Annotated in this window: 20 protein-coding genes and 1 tRNA gene; 9 read left to right on the top strand and 12 right to left on the bottom strand. The window is 67.4% G+C overall.

The genetic code is table 11. The annotated features are described in order from the left end of the window. Positions 1-3: 3 nt before the first annotated feature. Positions 4-1,740, bottom strand: coding sequence for a bifunctional metallophosphatase/5'-nucleotidase (locus ABD719_RS07875; RefSeq protein WP_344692805.1), 1,737 nt, complete (start codon positions 1,738-1,740; stop codon positions 4-6). Beyond that, a complete protein-coding gene (gene murA / locus ABD719_RS07880) occupies positions 1,740-3,023 on the bottom strand; it encodes a UDP-N-acetylglucosamine 1-carboxyvinyltransferase (RefSeq protein ID WP_344692806.1) in 1,284 nt (427 codons plus the stop codon). The genes ABD719_RS07875 and murA overlap by 1 nt, the downstream gene beginning before the upstream one ends. A gap of 184 nt (positions 3,024-3,207) precedes the next feature. On the opposite strand from murA, the gene ABD719_RS07885 reads away from it, so the two are divergent. Further along, on the top strand, positions 3,208-3,906 hold the full coding sequence (locus tag ABD719_RS07885; RefSeq protein ID WP_344693083.1) for a Crp/Fnr family transcriptional regulator: 699 nt from the start codon (positions 3,208-3,210) through the stop codon (positions 3,904-3,906). Positions 3,907-3,915: 9 nt separating this feature from the next. Here ABD719_RS07885 and ABD719_RS07890 read toward each other — a convergent pair whose 3' ends face one another. Both ABD719_RS07890 and dapF read right to left on the bottom strand, forming a co-directional pair. Then, positions 3,916-4,728, bottom strand: coding sequence for an oxygenase MpaB family protein (locus ABD719_RS07890; protein WP_344692807.1), 813 nt, complete (start codon positions 4,726-4,728; stop codon positions 3,916-3,918). 32 nt (positions 4,729-4,760) lie between these two features. Next, on the bottom strand, positions 4,761-5,708 hold the full coding sequence (gene dapF, locus ABD719_RS07895; RefSeq protein ID WP_344692808.1) for a diaminopimelate epimerase: 948 nt from the start codon (positions 5,706-5,708) through the stop codon (positions 4,761-4,763). Positions 5,709-5,868: 160 nt separating this feature from the next. On the opposite strand from dapF, the gene ABD719_RS07900 reads away from it, so the two are divergent. Next, a complete protein-coding gene (locus ABD719_RS07900; protein ID WP_344692809.1) occupies positions 5,869-6,426 on the top strand; it encodes a helix-turn-helix domain-containing protein in 558 nt (185 codons plus the stop codon). 10 nt (positions 6,427-6,436) lie between these two features. Here ABD719_RS07900 and ABD719_RS07905 read toward each other — a convergent pair. The 6 genes from ABD719_RS07905 to ABD719_RS07930 form a co-directional block, all read right to left on the bottom strand. After that, positions 6,437-6,511: transfer RNA gene (locus tag ABD719_RS07905), tRNA-Val, on the bottom strand. 54 nt (positions 6,512-6,565) lie between these two features. Next, entirely contained in the window at positions 6,566-7,474 is a 909-nt protein-coding gene (locus ABD719_RS07910) for a winged helix DNA-binding protein (RefSeq protein WP_344692810.1), read from the bottom strand. Positions 7,475-7,521: 47 nt separating this feature from the next. After that, on the bottom strand, positions 7,522-8,976 hold the full coding sequence (locus tag ABD719_RS07915) for an NAD(P)(+) transhydrogenase (Re/Si-specific) subunit beta (RefSeq protein WP_344692811.1): 1,455 nt from the start codon (positions 8,974-8,976) through the stop codon (positions 7,522-7,524). Positions 8,977-9,003: 27 nt separating this feature from the next. Then, positions 9,004-9,294 (bottom strand): NAD(P) transhydrogenase subunit alpha part 2, encoded by a 291-nt coding sequence (locus ABD719_RS07920; protein WP_344692813.1) that lies wholly within the window; start codon positions 9,292-9,294, stop codon positions 9,004-9,006. A gap of 76 nt (positions 9,295-9,370) precedes the next feature. Then, the gene (locus ABD719_RS07925) at positions 9,371-10,492 is read right to left on the bottom strand and encodes an NAD(P) transhydrogenase subunit alpha (protein WP_344692814.1); all 1,122 of its coding nucleotides are present in this window, start codon (positions 10,490-10,492) and stop codon (positions 9,371-9,373) included. A 6-nt stretch (positions 10,493-10,498) separates the two neighbouring features. Further along, on the bottom strand, positions 10,499-10,633 hold the full coding sequence (locus ABD719_RS07930; protein ID WP_344692815.1) for an aa3-type cytochrome c oxidase subunit IV: 135 nt from the start codon (positions 10,631-10,633) through the stop codon (positions 10,499-10,501). A gap of 143 nt (positions 10,634-10,776) precedes the next feature. On the opposite strand from ABD719_RS07930, the gene ABD719_RS07935 reads away from it, so the two are divergent. The 5 genes from ABD719_RS07935 to msrA all read left to right on the top strand — a co-directional run bounded on the left by ABD719_RS07935 (position 10,777) and on the right by msrA (position 16,382). Then, entirely contained in the window at positions 10,777-12,183 is a 1,407-nt protein-coding gene (locus ABD719_RS07935) for a sigma-54-dependent transcriptional regulator (RefSeq protein ID WP_344692816.1), read from the top strand. 214 nt (positions 12,184-12,397) lie between these two features. Continuing rightward, on the top strand, positions 12,398-14,152 hold the full coding sequence (gene pabB / locus ABD719_RS07940; RefSeq protein ID WP_344692817.1) for an aminodeoxychorismate synthase component I: 1,755 nt from the start codon (positions 12,398-12,400) through the stop codon (positions 14,150-14,152). 37 nt (positions 14,153-14,189) lie between these two features. Next, positions 14,190-15,389, top strand: coding sequence for a pyridoxal phosphate-dependent aminotransferase (locus tag ABD719_RS07945; RefSeq protein ID WP_344692818.1), 1,200 nt, complete (start codon positions 14,190-14,192; stop codon positions 15,387-15,389). Positions 15,390-15,580: 191 nt separating this feature from the next. Continuing rightward, positions 15,581-15,724, top strand: coding sequence for a hypothetical protein (locus ABD719_RS07950; RefSeq protein ID WP_344692819.1), 144 nt, complete (start codon positions 15,581-15,583; stop codon positions 15,722-15,724). 1 nt (position 15,725) lies between these two features. Beyond that, entirely contained in the window at positions 15,726-16,382 is a 657-nt protein-coding gene (msrA, locus tag ABD719_RS07955; RefSeq protein ID WP_425567130.1) for a peptide-methionine (S)-S-oxide reductase MsrA, read from the top strand. Between the two features lie 15 nt (positions 16,383-16,397). On the opposite strand, the gene ABD719_RS07960 is transcribed toward msrA, so the two are convergent. After that, on the bottom strand, positions 16,398-16,787 hold the full coding sequence (locus ABD719_RS07960) for a response regulator (protein WP_344692820.1): 390 nt from the start codon (positions 16,785-16,787) through the stop codon (positions 16,398-16,400). Next, entirely contained in the window at positions 16,784-18,331 is a 1,548-nt protein-coding gene (locus tag ABD719_RS07965) for a sensor histidine kinase (RefSeq protein ID WP_344692821.1), read from the bottom strand. Before ABD719_RS07965 ends, ABD719_RS07960 begins: the two co-directional genes overlap by 4 nt. Before the next feature lie 289 nt (positions 18,332-18,620). On the opposite strand from ABD719_RS07965, the gene crtY reads away from it, so the two are divergent. Further along, the gene (crtY, locus tag ABD719_RS07970) at positions 18,621-19,781 is read left to right on the top strand and encodes a lycopene beta-cyclase CrtY (protein ID WP_344692822.1); all 1,161 of its coding nucleotides are present in this window, start codon (positions 18,621-18,623) and stop codon (positions 19,779-19,781) included. Beyond that, the gene (locus ABD719_RS07975) at positions 19,778-21,253 is read left to right on the top strand and encodes a phytoene desaturase (RefSeq protein WP_344692823.1); all 1,476 of its coding nucleotides are present in this window, start codon (positions 19,778-19,780) and stop codon (positions 21,251-21,253) included. Before crtY ends, ABD719_RS07975 begins: the two co-directional genes overlap by 4 nt. The last annotated feature ends 2 nt before the right edge of the window (positions 21,254-21,255 follow it).

Consider the following 21,255-nt stretch of genomic DNA (forward strand, 5'->3'; position numbering starts at 1 on the left):
CGATCAGCGGGCAGGCGTGCGATCGACGGTGCGGCCGATCGCGGGCGGGGCGACGGGGCGATCGGTGGTCAGATAGGCGGCCAAGGCATCGACGTCGCTGGGCCCGCCGGCCACGTCGCGTCCGGCGGTCAATGTGGTGAAGCCATCGCCGCCAAAGGCGAGGAAGTTGTTCATCGCTAGCCGATAGGTAGCCGCATCGTTCAGCGGCACGCCACCGACGCGGGGGTGCAGGATTCGCGACCCCGCCGGGCGGGAGCGATCATATTCATAGGTGAGGCCGGCCGCCGCCAGCACGATCTTGCGATCCAGCTGCTGCTCCAGCACCGCGCGCAACTGCACGCCCGTATAGTCCCTCACCATCAATGTGTTGCCGAACGGCTGTACCGCATAGAGATCGGCATAGGTCACGCGACCGTCGGCATCGGGGTTCAGGCTGGTACGGATGCCGAACGGGTTCATCAGGGCGATCTGCGCACCGCTGGCCCGTGTAGCGGCCAGTTGCGAATCGGCGATCAGGTTGCCGAGCGGGGTTTCGGTCATCCCCGCGCCTTCCTTCGCCTTGGCAAGCGGGCCGGTCAGCCGGCCGACCGGACGCGAGGCGAGCGGCGCGACGGCGGCGACGTAACGCGCCACCAGCGCGCCGACCTTTGGTTCGGGTGCGTAGCGCGGAGCGGCATCGGACGGGGCGACGCGACGCCCGTCCGCCCCGACATAGCCGTCGTTCTGCACGACGATATTGTGCGCGCGCTTCGCCACCACATGGTGGGTCGCCGGATCGATCGATAGCACCGCATCGGTCACCAGCGTGCCATAGCGGCCGGCGCTGGTCAGCAGGAACGGCCGCGCCGGATCATAGGCGGCGTAATCGCAGATATACGCGCGATGCGTGTGCCCCGACACGACCAGATCGACTCTGGTATCCAGCCGGTCGAGGATCGGACGGATCGCGCCGGACAGGGCGGTGCAGTCGTTCGGTCCGCCCTCCGCCGCGCCGCCTTCGTGGATCAGCAGCACGATCGCGTCGGCCCCCGCCGCACGCAGGCCTGTGATCTGCGCATTGGCGGTATCCGCCTCGTCGGCGAAGCGGATTCCGGGGATACCGGCAGGACTGACATAGGTCTGCGTCGCGCGCGTGGTCAGGCCGATGAAACCGATTTTTACCGCTCGCGCGCCATCGCGGAATTCGCGGATCGCGGTGGCGGGAAAGGCGCTGCGTCCCGATGCGTCGATCGTGTTGCCGGTCAGATAGGTAAAACCGGCGCCGGCGAACCGGTCGAGACGGCATGGCTGGCCGCTACCGGTCTTCGCACAGCCACCATGCTGCAAACGGCGCAGTTCGGCGATGCCGCGATCGAATTCGTGATTGCCCGCCGCGTTCAGGTCGACGCCGATCAGGTTCATCGCCGCCACGGTCGGCTCGTCGAGGAACAGCGACGATTCGATCGGGCTCGCCCCCGTCATGTCGCCGGCCGAGACGATGATCGAGCGCGGCGCCTTCGCGCGAAGATCGGCGATCGCGGCGGCCAGATAGGCCACGCCGCCCGCCGGCGCGGCGACCATCCGGCCATCAGCGCCGGGCACGTCGACCGACAGGCCGGGCGGCTCCAGATTACCGTGGAAATCGTTGAACGCGATGACGTGAACGTCGATCGGCCCCGGCGCGACGCCGGCGGGCGCAGGCATCCGCCCCGCGCAGCCCGCCAGCACCAGCGCCGCCGCCAGCGCCGCGGTCCCGCGCATCAGCCGTCTCCGACCCGCTCGATATCCGCGCCCACCGCGGACAATTTCTCTTCCAGCCGCTCATACCCCCGATCGAGGTGATAGATGCGGCTGACCTGCGTCTCGCCTTCCGCCGCCAGCCCGGCCAGGATCAGGCTCATCGAAGCGCGCAGATCGGTCGCCATCACCGGCGCGCCGACCATCCGGTCGACGCCCTTCACCACCGCGGTTCGACCCGACACGGTCACGTCCGCGCCCATCCGCGCCAGTTCGGGCACGTGCATGTAGCGATTCTCGAAGATCGTCTCGGTCAGCACGCTCGTGCCTTCCGCCTTGCACAGCATCGCCATGAACTGCGCCTGCATGTCGGTGGCGAAGCCGGGGAACGGCGCGGTCGTCAGCGTCAGCGGCTTCAGCGGCCCGTCGGCACTGATCCGAACGGTATCGCCGCCCGGCTCCACCGTCACGCCCGCCTCGACCAGTGCGGCCAGCGTCGCGCCCATATCGTCCGCCGACACGCCGGTCAGTTCCAGCGACCCGCCGGTGATCGCAGCGGCGCAGGCATAGCTGCCCGCCTCGATCCGGTCGGGCATCACCGCATAGGTCGCGCCGTGCAGCCGGGAGACGCCCTCGATCTCCAGCGTCTCGGTGCCGATGCCCTCGATCTTCGCACCCATCGCGACGAGGCAGCGGCACAGGTCGACGATCTCGGGCTCACGCGCGGCATTCTCGATCCGGCTGCGGCCGGTGGCGAGCACCGCCGCCATCACGACGTTCTCCGTCGCACCGACCGACACGACCGGAAAGCGATAACGCCCGCCGGTCAGCTTGCCGCCCGGCGCGGTGGCGCGGACATAGCCCGCCGCCATTTCCAGCTCCGCGCCGATAGCTTCCAGCGCCTTCAGATGCAGATCGATCGGTCGATTGCCGATCGCGCAGCCGCCGGGCAGCGACACCCGCGCCTCCCCCGCTCGCGCCAGCACGGGGCCAAGCACCAGGATCGACGCACGCATCTTGCGCACGATGTCGTACGGTGCCTCAGTGGAGGTCAGCGTGCCCGCGCGGATCGTCATCACCCGGCCGAAATCCTCGGGCCGCGTGCCCTGAATCGCGGTCGACGCGCCGAGCTGGTTGAGCAGGTGGCCGAACCCGTCGACATCGGCGAGGCGCGGCAGGTTGCGCAGCGTCAGCGGTTCATCGGTCAGCAGCGCGCAGGGCATCAGCGTGAGTGCAGCGTTCTTGGCGCCGGAGATGGGCAGCCGCCCGTTCAGGCGGTTGCCGCCGCGGATGATGATGCGATCCATGTCGCCCCTCCTATCGCCCGCACGGCCACGCGCAAGCGCTGCCGGAAATTACGGTTGCCGTAACGGTGGAAGTCATTGGTTGATCGACGTTAATGCGTGATCTCGCACTCGCGGCATAACGGCATTTCATCGGGGGATCTTCATCTACGTGCCGGATACCAGTTTCGCTGCCCGTATCAGCGATATGATCGTGTTGACGCCGGATGAGCAGGACGCGCTTGCCAGATTGGGCGAACGCCAGCGTCGCTTGCGCCGCAACGCCGTCTTGCTCAGCGAAAACGATCGGTTGAGCGAGTTGTTCGTGCTGAAGGAAGGCATGATGATGAGCTATGTGCTGCTCGACGACGGTCGGCGGCAGATATTGCGCTTCATCTTTCCCGGCGATGTGCTGGCGACCCCGGCGCTCGCCTATACCAGATCGCCCGAAACCTTGATGGCGCTGACCGATATCGTGGTGTGTCCGTTCGACCGCAGCGTGATGGCTACGATGTTCGCCACCACGCCGCGACTAGCGGCGGCGATCATGGCGCTGGATCAGGCGGAGCGGGTGGCGATGACCGACCGGCTGGCCGCGATCGGCCGAACCTCCGCCAAGGCACGGGTCGCGGCGCTGTTGCTGGAGATTCGCGACCGGCTGCGCACCGGCGACCGGCGGATCGGCAACTGCTTCGTCCTGGGCATCACGCAAGAAGAGATCGGCGACGCCACCGGGCTGACCGCGGTCCATGTCAACCGGATGCTTCGCCAGTTGGAGGAGGAAGGCATGATCGGGCGGGGGGGTGGTCGCGTTACCCTGCTTAACGAGGCGCGACTGGTCCGCACCGCCAATTATATCGATCGCCATGCCGCGATCGATCTGGGGTGGTTGCCAGCGCTGGCCTGACCCCGGTCGTTACCGCAATGCCCAGCGCATCAGCCGGCCGACGCCCAATGCGCCGAGCCGTATCGCCGGTCGCCCCGCCGCCGGCACACCGAAGCCGTGCATGTCCGTGGCCCAGCGGGGCATCAACTCGATCCCCGCCTGCATCATCACCGCGTTGACCGGCGCGTTGAGCAGGCTGGGCGAGGGTTGCCGGATCAGCCGCCCCGCCACCGCGCGTGTCCGATCGTCCGCGCGCAGCGCCGGCCGCATCGCGGTGATGTACGCGGTCAGTGCGGCACGGGTGCGAGGCACGTCGGGTGCACCCAGCCGTTCCGCGATCGTCGCCATCTCCGCGACATAGGCATCCTGCCGCGCCACCGGCATGGCGGAATCACGGTATCGAAGATGTGCGCGCAGGAAACTGTCGATTTCGGCGGCGTGGACCCAAGCGAGCAGCGTCGGATCGCCGGCGGTATAGGGTGTGCCGTCGGGCAGCGTCCCCGTCACCCGGTCATGGATCGACCGCACCCGGGCGATGATCCGCTCCGCCGCCTCGGTCGAGCCATAGGTGGTGACGGAGATGAACTGTGCCGTGCGTTTCAGCCGCCCGGTCACGTCGCGGCGGAAGTCGCTGTGATCCCACACCCCCGCCAGCGCGGCGGGGTGCAGCATCTGTACCATCAGCGAACAGACGCCGCCGATCATCATGCTGGTGAAATCGCCGTGCACCGCCCAGGTCGCCGATCCCGGCCCGAACAGGCCGGGGTCGCCCACCGGCCGCGTCAGATCCAGTTCGCCCGAACCCACCAGTCCGCGGACGCGTCCGCCGATCGCCTGTCGCATATCCATGGATCGAAGATGGGGAGTACCGATGCTCAGCGAAAGGCGGCGGCCTGCGTGACGACCCCGGCCCATGCCGCCACCTCGTCGTCGAACCGGGCGGTGACGACCAGATCGCCTGCGGTGTCCGTCGCGGAATCGACCGTCACCTCGCCCTGCCATTCGAACGTCGCATTGCCGGACAGCGTCACCATCGCATCGGCGGTGGCGGCCGCGCGGACCAGCCCGCCCCGGTTCAGTACGGTCACCGGCCGGTCATAGGCCCAGCGTCCGGTCAGGCAGGCGGCATAGGTGGATGCCGCCATCGCGCTGCCGCAACTGTTGGTCAGCCCGACGCCGCGTTCGAACGTGCGGACGAACAGCGAGTCCGGTCGCACTACGACGAAGCTGACGTTCGCACGGTTCGGCAACCAGTCCGGCGCTGCCTCACACAGACGGCCGATCCGCACCAGTTCGTCCTCGTCGACCGCATCGGTGAAATGGACGAGATGCGGATTGGGAATGGCGAGTGCGGTGAACAGCCGGTCGCCGAGCGGCGGCACCACCGCCTCGATGATCCGCTCCGCCCCGATATCCAGCGGCCAGCGGGCGACATCCAGCGTCACCGGCCCCGCCGTCTCCCGCACCGTATAGACACCGGATGCCAGCGGCGTGTCGCGGGCAGCATCGGCCAGCGATCCGGCCAGCCGCACGCCCGCCGCCTCTACGCCCAGCGCCGCGAACCCGGCCCGCGCCACGCAGCGTACACCGTTCAGGCACGTCTCCGCCTCCGAACCATCGGGATTGAACATGCGGAACCCGATCGGATGGGTCGCATCGCCGTTCAGGAACAGCAGCAGCCCATCGCCGCCCACGGGACCCGCCCGATCGGCCAGCGCCCGTGCCACGCCGGCCCATGCCGCATCGGACAGTGTCAGTTCGCGGGCATCGATCAACGGGAAGTCGTTTCCCGATCCGTGGCATTTGATGATCGACAGGCGCATGGGCGATGGTTCCGGCAAGAGACGTCAGTCCCCCATCATGGTCATGCGCAGCACCGGGCGCCAGTTCGATGACCCGGGTCGTGCCGCAAATAGCGGCGACTTGTCAGTATGGAACGTTTCGCCGATAGCAACGAACCGCTCCGGTTACGATGAGGTCGCCATGATTACCGCCATCCGCGAAGTCCGCCGGGCAAAGGGGCTGACGCTCGATCAGGTAGCGCAGGCCTGCGTCCCGCCCACCACCGCACAGACAATCGGTCGACTGGAAACGGGTACGCGTACCGTTTCGGTCGACTGGCTCAACCGCATCGCCGCCGCGCTGGGGGTGACCGCCGCCGATCTCGTCCGCCTGCCCGACCGGCACGACCTGCCCGTCGCCGCGCTGCTGGACGGCGATGGCGCGCACGCACCGCGTCATCCGACCATGGTGGTGCCCCCCACCCCCGCGCCCGGCATGATCGCGGTCAGCGTGATCGGCACGATCGGCGACTATCGGGCCGGCGACATTTTGTGGTGCGCGATGCTCGCCCCGGCCGATTTCGCCACCGCACTCGACCGCGATATATTGGTGCCGATCCCCGCAGGACGCTTCGGCTTCGGCCGCTGCGTCGCGGTCGACGCAAGCGGGGTCCAGTTGCATCCGTCAGGTGCGGCGCGTCTGACCATTGCGGCACCGGCCTGGCTGGCGATGACGACCACGCTGGTGCGCGATTTATAGTGGGGAAAGATGGTGGGTGCTGACGGGATCGAACCGCCGACCGACTCGGTGTAAACGAGTAGCTCTACCGCTGAGCTAAGCACCCATGTTGCCTCCCCTTAACGCCGTGGCCCCGCTGCTGGCAACCGGGAAGCGTGGATCAGGCGATCGACAGACCGGCGCGTCGCACCGCCGCCATATAGGCATCCATTCCAGCCAGTCCGCGGGATGACAGCGCCATGAAGGCCCGGCGGCGATCGGTAGCATCGGGCTGGCGCCGGAACAGCCCCGCCTCGGTCAACCGCGCGATCCAGCGCAGCGCGGTGGTCGGCGCCACCGCGGCGGCAATGCACAGGCTGGACACCGACACGCGCTGCCCCTCCAGTTGTGCGGCATACAGATCGAGCAGCATGTCCCAGGCCGGGTCCTCGAACAGGCCATCACCGAGGAAACTGTCGCGCAACCGGCGAGCGCGAATCGCCTGACGGACCAGTTGCGGATCGATCGGGGCGGCAGGCGGCTCGAAGCCGAAGCTCATCCGCCGGTCGCCAACATTGCCCTCGTCACCCCCGGGGCGGGGCTCCCCGCGCTCGGCCAGCCGCACCAGCAGCTCGGCGATACGGCCGATCTCATCCTTCAGGCGGCGCAGTTCATCTTCACCGGCCTCACCGACGCGGTCGTGCAGCCCGGCGGGCGCCACGAGCCCGGCCACCGCCAGCGCGGCGACCAGCCGCGCGGTACCCTCGTCGCACAGCAGATGCACGGTCGGTCCCAGCAGGGCGGCAGCGACCGGATCGATCTGGCGATGGTGAAGCGTCACGACGATTTGCGGTGCCGACCGGGCCGCGACGTCGGCGATCAACGACAATCCCGCCTCGATCACATCGTCCCGCACGCCTTCCGCCTGTACCGCCAGCACCGGCGTGATGCCCAGCCGGTCATCCAGCATCGCCAGTTCATCCCAGCCGAGCCGATCGACGATCCGCCCCCCGGCCAGCGTGATCGCTTCTTCCATCGCGGCCCGGCCGCCGGGATCGGCGACCAGCACCGTATCGAACGTCTCTCGCAATCCCCGGCTCCCACCCGTCGCTCACCGACCGGCACGATGCCCCGTCATCACAGCGATTTGACGATTTCCTCCACCATCTTCTTGGCGTCGGCAAGCAGCATCATCGTGTTGTCGCGATAGAACAGCTCGTTATCCACCCCGGCATAACCGACCCCGCCCATCGACCGCTTGATGAACAGCACCGTTCCCGCCTTCTCCACATCCAGCACCGGCATACCGTAGATCGGCGAAGTCTTATCGGTTTTCGCCGCCGGGTTGGTCACGTCGTTGGCGCCGATCACGAACGCGACGTCGGTCTGCGCAAATTCCGAATTGATGTCCTCCAGTTCGAACACGTCGTCATAGGGCACGTTCGCCTCAGCGAGCAGCACGTTCATGTGCCCCGGCATCCGCCCGGCGACGGGGTGAATCGCATATTTCACGCGCACCCCCTCCTCCTTCAGCTTGTCCGCCATCTCCCGCAGGGCGTGCTGCGCCTGCGCCACCGCCATGCCGTAACCGGGGACGATGATGACCTGGCTCGCCTGCCCCATCAGGAACGCCGCGTCCTCCGCGCTGCCGCGCTTCCATGGCCGGTCGCTCGCCGTCGCGGGGCCGCTGCCGCCGTCGGTGGTGCCGAACCCGCCTGCGATCACGCTGATGAAGCTGCGGTTCATCGCCCGGCACATGATGTAGCTGAGGATCGCGCCCGACGATCCGACCAGCGCGCCGGTGATGATCATCGCGGTGTTGCCGAGCGTGAAGCCCATCGCCGCCGCCGCCCAGCCCGAATAGCTGTTCAGCATCGACACCACGACCGGCATGTCGGCGCCGCCGATCGGCACGATCAACAGGAACCCGATCGCGAACGACAGGGTGGTGATCGCCCAGAAGATGTGCGGGCTTTGATCCTGCGTGAACCACGCGACCAGCACGACGATCGCGGCCAGGATCGCGAGGTTGATGACGTGGCGGCCCGGCAGCAGGATCGGCTTGCCGCCCATGTTGCCGTTCAGCTTCAGGAACGCGATGATCGATCCGGAAAAGGTGATCGCGCCGATCGCCACGCCCAGCCCCAGCTCGATCCGGCTGGCGGGGTGGATGATCGCGACCGGATCGCCGATCATCGGGATCATCAGCGTCGCGATGCCGAAGGCCTGCGGATTGAGATAGGCGGCGATGCCGACCATCACCGCCGCCAGTCCGACCAGCGAATGGAAGGCGGCGACCAGTTGCGGCATCGCCGTCATCGCGATGCGCCGGGCGATGACGAAGCCGATCGCACCGCCGACCGCGATCGCCGCCACGATCTCCGGCAGGCTCGCGATCTCGTGCGTCACCAATGTGGTGGCGATCGCGATCGCCATGCCCGCCATGCCGAACCGGTTGCCGCGCTGGCTGGTCGCGGGACTGGACAGGCCGCGCAGCGCCAGGATGAAGCAGACCCCCGCGATCAGATAGGCCAGCGCCACCCACGGGTTCGCCGCCACCTGGTGAGCGACCGCCGGTCCGTTCTCAAGCATCCTGCGCTCCCCCTGGCCGGTACCCGGTCATGCGACCGGCCGATCCTTCTTCTTGTACATCGCCAGCATCCGTGCGGTGACCGCGAAGCCGCCGAAGATGTTGATGCTCGCCAGCACCACCGCGCCCAGCCCCAGCCATTTGGCCACCGGCGATCCCGCCGCCGCCGACGCCACCAGCGCGCCGACGATGATGACCGAGGATATGGCGTTGGTCACCGCCATCAGCGGCGTGTGCAGCGCCGGCGTTACCGACCAGACGACGTAATAGCCGACGAAACAGGCCATGACGAAGATCGACAGGATCGCGATGAAGCTCATGGGTCGATCGTCTCCGGTATGGCGATGCCGCGAATGGCATCGGCGACAAGGTGCGGGCTGGCGACCGCTGGCCCGTTCACGCCGACAGTCTCGGGTTCACGACCTGTCCGCCCCTGGTCAGCCGGATCGCGTCGCCGATCTCGTCGCCATCGGGCAACAGCGGGCGTCCCGCCTCCTTGTCCCAGAAGGCGCTGAGGAAGTTGTACAGGTTGCGTGAGAACAGCGCGGAGGCGTCGGTGGCAAGACGGCTGGGGACGTTGCGGTGGCCGACGATGCGGACGCCGTGGCGCACCACCACCTCGCCCGCGACCGCGCCCTCGACATTGCCGCCCTGCTCCACCGCGAGGTCGACGATCACCGATCCCGGCTTCATGCTGGCGACCTGCGCATCGCTGACAAGGCGCGGCGCGGCACGACCGGGGATCAGCGCGGTGGTGATCACGATGTCCTGTTTGGCGATATGGCCGGAGACGAGTTCGGCCTGCGCAGCCTTGTACGCGTCGCTGGTTTCGCCGGCATAGCCGCCGGTCCCCTCGCCCTCGATCCCCGCCACGTTTTCGACGAACACCGGCTTGGCGCCCAGCGACTGGATCTGTTCGCGCGTCGCGGACCGTACATCGGTGGCGGACACCTGCGCGCCCAGCCGCCGCGCGGTGGCGATCGCCTGCAACCCCGCCACGCCGACGCCCATCACGAACACCCGCGCCGCCGCCACCGTGCCGGCCGCGGTCATCATCATCGGAAAGGCCCGGTCATACTCGGCCGCCGCGTCGAGCACCGCCTTGTACCCGGCAAGGTTCGACTGCGACGACAGGATGTCCATCGACTGCGCGCGGGTGATGCGCGGCATCCATTCCATCGCCAGCGCCTCGACCCCGGCAGCGGCATAACCCTCCGCCCGTGTCCGCGTCGGCTGGAGCGCGGCGACCACCCAGGCCCCGGGCTCCACCCTCGCCAGCCCGGCCGGGTCGGGACCCTGCACGCCCAGGATTACCGCCGCGCCTGCCAGCACGGCCGTGCGATCGGCGATCGTCGCCCCCGCATCGGCATAGGCGTCGTCGGCATGACCCGCCGCGGCGCCCGCGCCTGCTTCCACCGCCAGCGTCGCGCCCAGCGCGACGAACTTGCGGACGGTTTCAGGGGTAGCCGCGACCCGCCGCTCCCCTTCCGCCTGCTCGCGAAGGACGGCGATCCGCATTCCGGATCAGCCCGCGATCAGCCAGATCACCATGGCGGTGACAAAAGCCACGGCGATCGCACCGTATTTCATCAGTCCGATCATGCGATCATAGGTTCCGACATGCGCCTTGATGTCGCCATTGCCTGCCATCTGGTGCATCCTCCGTCCGTTATGGACCGATCCTAGACAGCGATGCCCTCAGCCTCAACCCCCGTCGGCGGTGCGAATCGGATCGCGCTTAAACTCGCCTTTACTTCGGCATGGCTATCGAACGTGCCGAACTGGGACGGAATCGACAGATCATGACGCGTAACGGCCAGCGGCTTCTCCTCCTGATTGACGACGAGCCTGCACAGCGACGGCTGGTGGCGGCCCTGGCGGCGCGGGGCGGCTGGCGATCGATCTTCGCCAGCGGCACCGAGCAGGCGATCGCCACGCTCGGCACGCAGGACGGCATGCAGCTGGATGCGATCCTGATCGATCACTGGGCGGCGGATGCCGATGCCACCAGCCTGATCGCGGAATTGCGGGTACGCCGCCCCGCCCTGCCGATCCTGATGCTGACCGCCAATGGTTCCGCCGATCAGGCGGTGGCCGCGATGCGCAGCGGCGCCAGCGACTTCCTGGTCAAGCCGCTGGCGCCCGAACGGCTGCTCGCCGCACTGGAGGCGGCGGCGGCGGGTAGCAATACCGGAGAACTGCGCCCGCTGACGGAGAAAATCCCGGCGCTGCTCGCCTTCGACGAGATCGTCGGCTCCGCGCCCGAATTCCGCACCGCGCTGGCGATCGCGGCGAAGGCGGCGCGGGCGCGCGTGCCGGTGCTGCTGGAGGGCGAAAGCGGCGTCGGCAAGGAAGTGGTGGCCCGGGCCATCCACGCTGCCTCGCCCCGCGCCCGTCGCCCGATCGTGTCGGTGAATTGCGGCGCGATCCCCGCCAATCTGGTCGACAGCGAATTGTTCGGACACGAAAAGGGCGCGTTCACCGGCGCGTTCGAGCGCAAGATCGGCCGGGTGCGCGAGGCGGAAGGCGGCACGTTGTTCCTCGACGAGATCGGCGAGATGCCGCTCGATGCGCAGGTGAAGCTGCTGCGCCTGCTCCAGACCGGGGACATGCATCCGCTGGGCGCCCGCCACCCGCAGCAGGTCGACGTGCGTGTGATCGCCGCCAGCAACCGCCGCCTGTCCGAGGATGTGGAGGCGGCCCGGTTCCGCGAGGATCTGCTCTACCGGTTGGCCGGCGTACAGGTCACGATCCCCCCGCTGCGCGAGCGGATCGGCGATATCCCCGCCTTGTCTCGCCATCTGCTTGCCCGAATCGCGCGGCAGCCGGGGCTGCGACCGTTGGGCATCACCGACGACGCGCTCGACCTGCTGGCGGGCTATGAATGGCCGGGCAATGTCCGCCAGCTCCAGAACGCGTTGTTCCGTGCGGCGGTGCTGTGCGAGGGTGACGCGCTGACCCGCTGCGATTTCCCGCAGATCGCGGCGATGGGCCATCGTCGCGGCGGCGGCCCGGTCGAGGGGGGCGGCGTCACCCTGTTCTATCCGGACGGCAATATGCGCCCGCTTGAGGATATCGAGGCGGATGTGATCCGACTCGCGATCGGCCATTATCGCGGACGGATGACGGAGGTCGCACGCCGGCTCGGCATTGGCCGGTCGACCCTCTATCGCAAACTGGGCGAATTGGGGATCGACAGCGCGGCGTGACGTCTTCTGCGACCGTGCGATAAAATTTGTCTGCCCCAATGCGAGACAATCCTCGATCACGCGCCTAGGCTGATCGTCATGTCACTGACAGGTCGCACCGTTCCGGCCATCGATGCCACGCTTTTGCGCCATTCCGACGTCATCGTCGCGACGGGCTGGTATCGACACAGATGATAGCGAACGGATGCCCCGTGAACGATGGCGGCCATACGCCATGATGCCGTCGCCGCCTTTCGTATTGCTCGACGATGCACGGCCGGGGGGCGGGATGCGGCTGTACCGCGACGCGGTGGAGGTGGTGACCGCCACCGATCCCGCCACGGTTCCCGCCGCGCTCGACCGGGTCCGCGCCGCCGGGGCCCGCGGGCTGCATGCGGCGGGGTTCCTCACCTATGAGGCGGGGTCGGCCCTCACGTCGCTGCCGGCCGATGCGTCACCGGCCGGTCCCGCCGGGCAGCCGATCCTGTGGTTCGGGCTTTTCGAGCGATGGGAGGCGGTCGATCCGGCGGTGTTTCTCCCCGACCCGGCCGGTGCTTGGATCGGTGCGCCGGTACCGCAGATCGGGCAGGCGGCGTATGAGGAGCGGGTCCGCGCCGTACTGGCGCTGATCGCGGCGGGCGATCTGTATCAGGCCAATCTCAGTTTCCAGGCCAATGTCGCGGTTGCCGGCGATCCGCTGGCGATCCATGCCCGGTTGCGCACCCGTGCCGGCGCGGGGCACGGCGCGGTAGTCGCGATGGGCGACACCACGATCGTCAGCCTGTCGCCGGAGATGTTCTTCGAACTGACCGGCGACCGGCTGACCTGCCGTCCGATGAAGGGCACCGCCCCGCGCGGCGGCACCGCGGTGGTCGACGGCTATTTCGCCACCGCGCTCGCCACCGATGCCAAGCAGCGGGCCGAGAATCTGATGATCGTCGACCTGATGCGCAACGACCTGTCGCGGGTCGCGGTGCCGGGCAGCGTGGCAGTGCCGGCGCTGTTCGCGGTCGAGACCTATCCGACCGTCCATCAACTGACCTCCACCGTTACCGCGACGCTGGCCCCCGGCAGCGATGCGATCGACGTGCTGACGGCCGCGTTTCCCTGCGGATCGATCACCGGCGCGCCGAAGCGACGGGCGATGCAGGCGATCGCCGCGATCGAGGCGCAGCCGCGCGGCATCTACACCGGCTCGATCGGCCATATCGATGCGAATGGGGATGCCGCGTTCAACGTCGCGATCCGCACGCTGGCGATCCGGGGTGATATGGCGACTCTGGGCCTCGGCGCCGGCATCGTCGCCGATTCCGATCCCGCCGCCGAATGGGCCGAATGTCTCGCCAAGGCGCGTTTCATCGGCGAGGGCGAACAGGGATTCGCCCTGATCGAGACGATGACGTTCGATCCCGAAGAGGGCATCATCCTGCTCGACCGCCACGTCGCCCGGATGCAGGAAAGTGCCGCCCGCCTCGGCTTCGCGTTCGACCGGCATGGCGCGCGCAACGAGTTGCAGGCCGCCACCTTCCGCCTGCGCAAGGCACGGCGGGTGCGTCTGCTGCTGTCCCCGTCCGGCATGTTGGCGGTGGAGACGTCGCCGCTGCCGGTGCCATTCGCCGGCCCGGCAAGCGTCGCGATCGTCCCCCTGCCCGTATCGCCCCGCGATATACGCCTGTGCCACAAGACCAGCGCCCGTGGTTTCTACGACCAGGCCCGCCATGCGGCGGCGACGGACGAGGTGCTGTTCGAACATGACGGGCTGTTGACGGAAGGCAGCTTCACCTCGCTGTTCGTCGCGCGGGACGACGGGATGCTCGTGACGCCGCCGTTGCGGCATGGATTGCTGCCGGGGGTGCTGCGCGGCGAGTTGATCGCCACCGGCCGTGCCGTGGAGGGGCCGGTACGCCGAGCCGATCTGGCAGGCGGCTTCCTCATCGGCAATGCGGTGCGCGGCCTGTGCCCCGCCACTCTTGTTGCGCCAGCGAAATAGGCTATAGCGCCGCCGGCCTCCGCTGAAAGACCCATCCATGCACACTTCCGCCGCGCTCGATCGTATCAGCCCGTCGCCGACGCTCGGCGTCACCGCACGGGTGATGGAACTGAAGCGGGCCGGCATCGACGTGATCGGACTGGGCGCGGGCGAGCCGGACTTTGACACACCCGAATTCATCAAGGACGCCGCGATCAAGGCGATCCGCGACGGCAAGACCAAATACACCGTGGTCGACGGCACTGCCGAGCTGAAGGAGGCGATCGCCGCCAAGTTCGCGCGCGACAATCACCTGACCTATGCGCCCGACCAGATCACCGTGAATGTCGGCGGCAAGCACACGCTGTTCAACGCGATGGTCGCGACGGTCGAGGCGGGCGACGAGGTGGTGATTCCCGCACCTTACTGGGTCAGCTATCCCGATGTCGTCCAGTTCGCGGGCGGCACCCCCGTGATCGCGCCGGCCGGCCCGGACCAGAACTACAAGCTGTCGCCCGAGGCGCTGGAGGCGGCGATCACCCCGCGCACCAAGTGGGTGATCCTGAACTCGCCCTCCAACCCGACCGGCGCGGCCTATAGCGCCGACGAACTGAAGGCGCTGGGCGAGGTGTTCCTGCGCCATCCCCATGTCTGGATCTTCGCGGACGATATGTACGAGCATATCGTTTATGACGGCTTTCGCTTCGCCACGATCGCCGAGGTGGTGCCCGAACTGTACGAGCGCACGCTGACGGTGAACGGCTGCTCCAAGGCCTATTCGATGACCGGCTGGCGGATCGGCTATGCCGGCGGCGCCCGCTGGCTCATCAAGGCGATCGCCAAGCTCCAGTCGCAATCGACCTCCAACCCCTGTTCGGTGGCGCAGGCGGCGGCCGTGGCCGCGCTGACGGGCGACCAGTCGTTCCTGGCGGGCCGCAACGATGCGTTCAAGGTACGCCGCGATCTGGTGGTGAACGCGCTGAACGCGATCCCGGGCATGACCTGTCCGACGCCGGAGGGCGCGTTCTACGTCTATCCGGCGTTCGCGCTGCTGATCGGGCGGTCCACGCCCAAGGGTGTGACGATCACCGACGACACTGCCTTCGTCACCTATCTGCTCGACGAGGCGCGCGTCGCCGCGGTGCAGGGCGCGGCCTTTGGTCTCTCCCCGGCGATGCGGATCAGCTATGCCACCTCGGACGCGCTGCTGACCGAGGCATGCGCGCGCATCGCGGAGGCATGCGCCGCGCTGCGCTGACGATCACCCGCAATGGCGGGGACCAATAACTGACATCTTGATGAACACGCCGCCCAGCAGCGGTTCATTTCCGTCATCTATATGTTTCAGGACAGTCACCTTGTCGTGACGTGGAGCATCCACGACATGACGGGCAACGTAATTCCATCGCGCATCGATCGCATCGATGGACGAACAACAGGTACAGGATCATGACCAGCTTCCTCAAATCCAGCTTCGTGTGGCAGTTCGCGGGCGGCTTCGTGCTCGGTGCGATCGGGCTGGTCGCATTGCAGCCGGCCGAAGCGACGCATGAACTCGTCAGCCGCTTCGCCCCCACGCAGCAGGCGCGCTGACATGAACGGGGCGGGTCTGGCGCTTGCCGCCGCCGGGCTGGTCGCCACCGCGCTGATGGTTGGTCGCGCCGATGCCGAGCGCGCGGTCCCGATCCCGGCGGCGCGGATGGACGTTCCCGCCGCCCCCGGCCTTCAGACGGCGGTCTTCGCCGGCGGCTGCTTCTGGGGAATGGAAGCGGTATTCGAGCATGTGAAGGGCGTGCGCGCCGTGACCGCAGGCTATGCGGGTGGCACCGCCGCCACCGCGACTTACGATCAGGTATCGACCGAGACGACCGGCCATGCCGAGGCGATCCGCGTCCGCTACGATCCGCGACAGGTCAGCTATGCGACGCTGCTGCGGGTCTATTTCTCGGTCGCGCATGATCCGACGCAGGTGAACCGGCAAGGTCCTGACAGCGGCCCCAGCTATCGATCGGCGATCTTTCCGCAGACGCCGGCCCAGGCGACGGTGGCACGTGCCTATATCGCGCAGCTGGCGTCCGCCCGTGCCTGGGCCCGCCCGATCGCGACGCGAGTGGAGCAAGGACGTTTCTTTCCAGCCGAAGCCCATCATCAGGACTTTTTCGACCGAAATCCGTCCCACCCGTATATCGTCGCATGGGACAAGCCCAAGGTGGCGGCATTCCGGACCGGTTTTCCGTCGCTGGTACAATAACCTCGCTACGCCGGGTCAGCCGTCGCCCGGCACCACCATTATCGCAATCAACGCCGCGACCAGCGATTTCATCGTCAGCGGCTTGACGAGATGGCGGATCGCCGCGAACCGCGCGTCGCCCTCGTCCGCGTCGTAACCGCTGGCGAACAGAAACGGCACGCCCCGGCCCAGCAAGGCATCGGCGACCGGATAGACCTTTTCACCAGCGAGATTGACGTCGAGGATCGCGACATCGATCTCCCCCTGCCCTGCATCGATCATCGCCAGCGCCCTGGCGACATCGGGTACCGGGCCAAGCACGACCGCTCCCTCCTGCGTCAATGCCCGCACCAACTGGCGTGCGAGGATATATTCATCCTCCACCACCAGAATGCGCCGATCAGTCAGCGACCCCGATACCATCATGACCCGGTCGCCAGGCTCGTGACCTGCGACACAGGCAGATCGATAGTGCAGTGAACCCCTTCGCCGGTCAGTGCGAAGGTGGTGCGGGCGTCCAACTGATAGGGCAGCGCATGTTCGATCAGTTCGCGTCCCTGCCCGATCCGTTCCGATGCGGCGGCGTGCATCGTCACCCCCGTCTCCCGCCAATCGATATGGAGGCGGGCGCGATCGTCCCCCGTCGGGGGCGTCACCCACCAGCCGATATGCAGCCGGGCGTTGGGCTGGCTGAGGGCGCCGTATTTCAGCGAATTCGTCATCAGTTCGTGGATCGCAAGCGCCAGCGTCTGGATACCGCCGGATCGCAGCGGCACCCGTTCCGGCCCGTCCAGCGTGACGCGGGGATCGTCTTCCGGCCGGGCACCGATCGTACTCAATTCGCAGCGCAGCAGTTCGTCGAACGAGATGCGCTCCAGTCCGTCGAGGCGTGACAGCAGGTTCTGTACGCGGGCCAGCGTCGCCATCCGCGCGCCGAACGTGTCGGCGAAATCGTCCAGCCCGGTACTGGCCGCCAGCGTCGTCTCGACCATCGCCTGCACCACGCCCATCACGTTGCGGGAGCGGTGCTGCAATTCGCCGATCAGCACCGTCAGCCGCTGGGCCGCAGCACGTTCGTCGGTCACATCCTGCACGATGCCACCGATCCGGCGGACCACACCTTGGTCGTCGCGCAGCGGAAAGGCGGTATTGCGCAGCCAGCGGATCTTGCCGCTGCCCGGAATCAGGACCCGGTAGTCGTGAACGACTGACCGACCTTCACGCACCTGCGACATCGCGGTCGCTGCCGTCTCGCGATCCTCGGGGACGACCGCTTTCAGCCATTCATAGGCCCCGTTCACGTCGCCGGAGGCCCCGCCGAACAGCCTGGCGACCGCGGGACTCAGAAACTCGAATTCGGACGTGGCAGTGTTGCGGATCCACAGGATATCGGACGACGCCGCCGCGAACTGGCGGAACAGCGCCTCGCTTGCGCGCAGCGCCTCCTCCACGCGGCGGCCTTCGGTCACGTCCGCCACCACGCCGCCGATGCCGACGATATCGGCATCGGCCCGGATCGGAAAGAACTGTTCGATCCAGACCCGCTCATCGTCGGGTGCCGCCGGCGTGCGCCCGCGCACTTCGACATCGAGCAATGGCTCCCCCGTCGCCAGCATGTGGCTCCAGCGCTCCAGCACCTGATCCAGACCTTCGATATCGGGCAGGATGTCCACAGGATGCCGCCCGGCATGCGCTTCCTCCGTGAGGCCATTCATCGCCGCCAGCGTGGCGTTGACGCGAACGAAGCGCATGTCGCGGTCCCACACCCCGATACCCAGCGGCGCGGCACCGAACAATGCATCAAGGATCACCGACGGCGTCAGGGGATCGGCGCTGTCCTGATTACCCGAGGCCGACGACGGCATGGGCGGCCGGCCCAGCGCCGTCGCGACCGCCGAACGCAATTCATCCGACCATCGTTCGGCCGGTCCCAGCGGCGTGGCCGACCAGTCGAATCTGCCGGATGACATGCCGTCGGGCTCGGACTCACTGTCGGGAAGTAACGATCGGGGATTCATGGATATCTACGCACCGATAGACATGGGGCGCGATGGCCCGGGGCGGCACCACAAAGGAAGACATTTACCCAAACCTTGCAAGGCCGGGCTTCGGATAAACTGACACATTTTGGGACAATGCTACCCTGATATATTCTTCCCTCCGGTCCGGACCGCCTGTCGACACCGAACGACGATGATCCATGACACCGCGACCGGCGAAAGATTTCCGCTGGCCTTCGAACTGCGCTAGGCGACCGTCATGGCGACCACGATCCCCTGCGACGTCGCGATCATCGGTGCCGGCCTGGCGGGCGGGCTGATCGCGCTGGCCCTGCGCGCGCGACATCCGGGCCTGACGATCCGGCTGGTCGATGCCGGGGCGGTGGTGGGCGGCCATCATCGCTGGTCGTTCTTCGGCAGCGACATCGCCCCCGACGATCTCTGGCTGCTCAAGCCGCTGGTGACGCAAAGCTGGCCCAACCACGGGGTCCGCTTTCCTGGCCATGCCCGCACGATTCCCGAACCCTATTATTCGATCGAGAGCGAGCGTCTGGATGCGGTGGTACGCGCCGCCCTGCCTGCCGATGCGCTGATCCTGGGGCGGCACGTCACCGCCGTGTCCGCCACCGCCGTCGAACTGGCGGACGGCGACCGGATCGAAGCGACCGGCGTGATCGATGCGCGCGGCCCGGGCGACCTGACCACGCTCGATCTGGGCTGGCAGAAGTTCGTCGGGCAGGAACTGCGCCTGTCCGTTCCCCATGAGGCGCCGGTGCCTGTGATCATGGACGCCACCGTCGCGCAGATCGACGGCTATCGCTTCGTCTATTGCCTGCCGCTGGGCGCCACGCGGATGTTCGTCGAGGACACTTATTACAGCGACACGCCCGATCTCGACCGCGACGTGCTGGCCGATCGCATCCATGCCTATGTCGCTGCCCGCGGCTGGCAGGTGGAGCAGACCGCCAGCGAGGAGCAGGGCGTGCTGCCGGTCGCGATGGGGGGCGATTTCGAGGCGTATTGGCGATCGACCGGCCCGGTGGCGAAGGCGGGAATGCGCGCCGGCCTGTTTCATCCCACCACCGGCTACTCATTGCCCGATGCGGTGCGCACCGCATCGGCGATCGCCGCCCGCCGCGATTTCAGCGGCAACGCGCTCCACGATGCGACCCATGCCGCAGCGAAGGCGACATGGAACGACCGTGGCTTCTACCGGATGCTCGACACAATGCTGTTCAAGGCGGCCGACCCGGCGGAACGCTACCGGGTGCTGGAACGCTTCTATCGCCTCTCCCCGCGGCTGATCGGCCGCTTCTATGCTGGACAATCGACGATGACCGACAAGGCGCGGGTGCTGATAGGCAGGCCGCCGGTTCCCTTTCTCCGCGCGGTGCGGGCACTGACAGGAGTTCAGGCATGAAGCGCGCGATCGTGATCGGCGCCGGGTTCGGCGGACTGGCGCTGGCGATCCGGCTGCAATCGGCGGGGATCGACACCACCATCGTCGAGGCGCGGGACAAGCCCGGCGGCCGTGCCTATTACTGGGAACGTGACGGCTTCACCTTCGATGCCGGCCCCACCGTCATCACCGACCCCGCCTGTCTGGAGGAACTCTGGGCGCTGACGGGGCGTGAGATGCGCGACGACATCGTGCTCGATCCGGTCCTGCCCTTCTACCGGTTGAACTGGGCGGACGGGACCAATTTCGACTATACCAACGACGATCAGCTGCTGCGGTCGGAGATCGAGAAGCTGCATCCGGGCGATTGGGAGGGATATCAGAAGTTCCTCGCCTATTCCGCCGGGGTCTTCCACGAGGGATATGAAAAACTCGGCCATGTCGCGTTCCTCGACTTCGCGTCGATGATCAAGGCGGCGCCCGCGCTGGCGAAATATCAGGCGTGGCGCTCGGTCTATTCGATCGTGTCGAGCTTCGTGAAGTCGGAGAAGCTGCGCGAGGCGCTGTCGTTCCATACGCTGCTGGTCGGCGGCAACCCGATGACGACCAGCGCGATCTATGCGCTGATCCACAAGCTGGAACGCGATGGCGGCGTCTGGTTCGCGCGCGGCGGCACCAACCGGCTGATCGCGGGCATGGTCACGCATTTCGAGCGGATCGGCGGCACCCTGCGGCTGGGCGATCCCGTCGCGCAGATCGAGACGCTGGGCGACCGCGCCACCGGTGTGGTGACCGAAAGCGGCTGGCGCAGCGATGCGGATGCGATCGCGGCGAACAGCGACATCATGCACACCTATCGCGACCTGCTGTCCACCTCGCGCTCCGCGCGGCGGACCACGACGCGGCTGGCGAAGAAGAGCTATTCGCCTTCGCTGTTCGTCGTACATTTCGGGATCAAGGGAACGTGGCCGGGCATCCCGCACCACATGATCCTGTTCGGCCCACGCTATAAGGGGCTGCTGGCCGACATCTACGATCATGGCGTGCTGTCGGAGGATTTCTCGCTCTACCTCCACCACCCGACCGTCACCGATCCATCGCTGGCGCCGGAGGGGCATTCGACCTTCTATGCGCTCGCCCCCGTGCCACACATGGGCAAGTTCCCGGTCGACTGGACGGAGATCGCGCCGATCCTGGAAAAGCGCATCCTCGACGAGGTCGGCCGCCGGCTGATCCCCGACATCCACGACCGGATCGTGACGAAATTCAGCTATGCGCCCAACGATTTCGCACAGGACCTGAATGCGCATCTCGGCAGCGCGTTCAGCCTCGAACCGGTACTGACGCAGAGCGCGTATTTCCGCGTTCACAACCGCGACGATGCCATCCCCAACCTGTATTTCGTCGGGGCGGGTACGCATCCGGGCGCAGGCATTCCCGGGGTCGTCGGCAGTGCCAAGGCGACCGCGCGGTTGATGCTGGACGCACGCTGACG

This window comes from Sphingomonas cynarae (genome assembly GCF_039537815.1).
Taxonomy (GTDB): domain Bacteria; phylum Pseudomonadota; class Alphaproteobacteria; order Sphingomonadales; family Sphingomonadaceae; genus Sphingomonas; species Sphingomonas cynarae.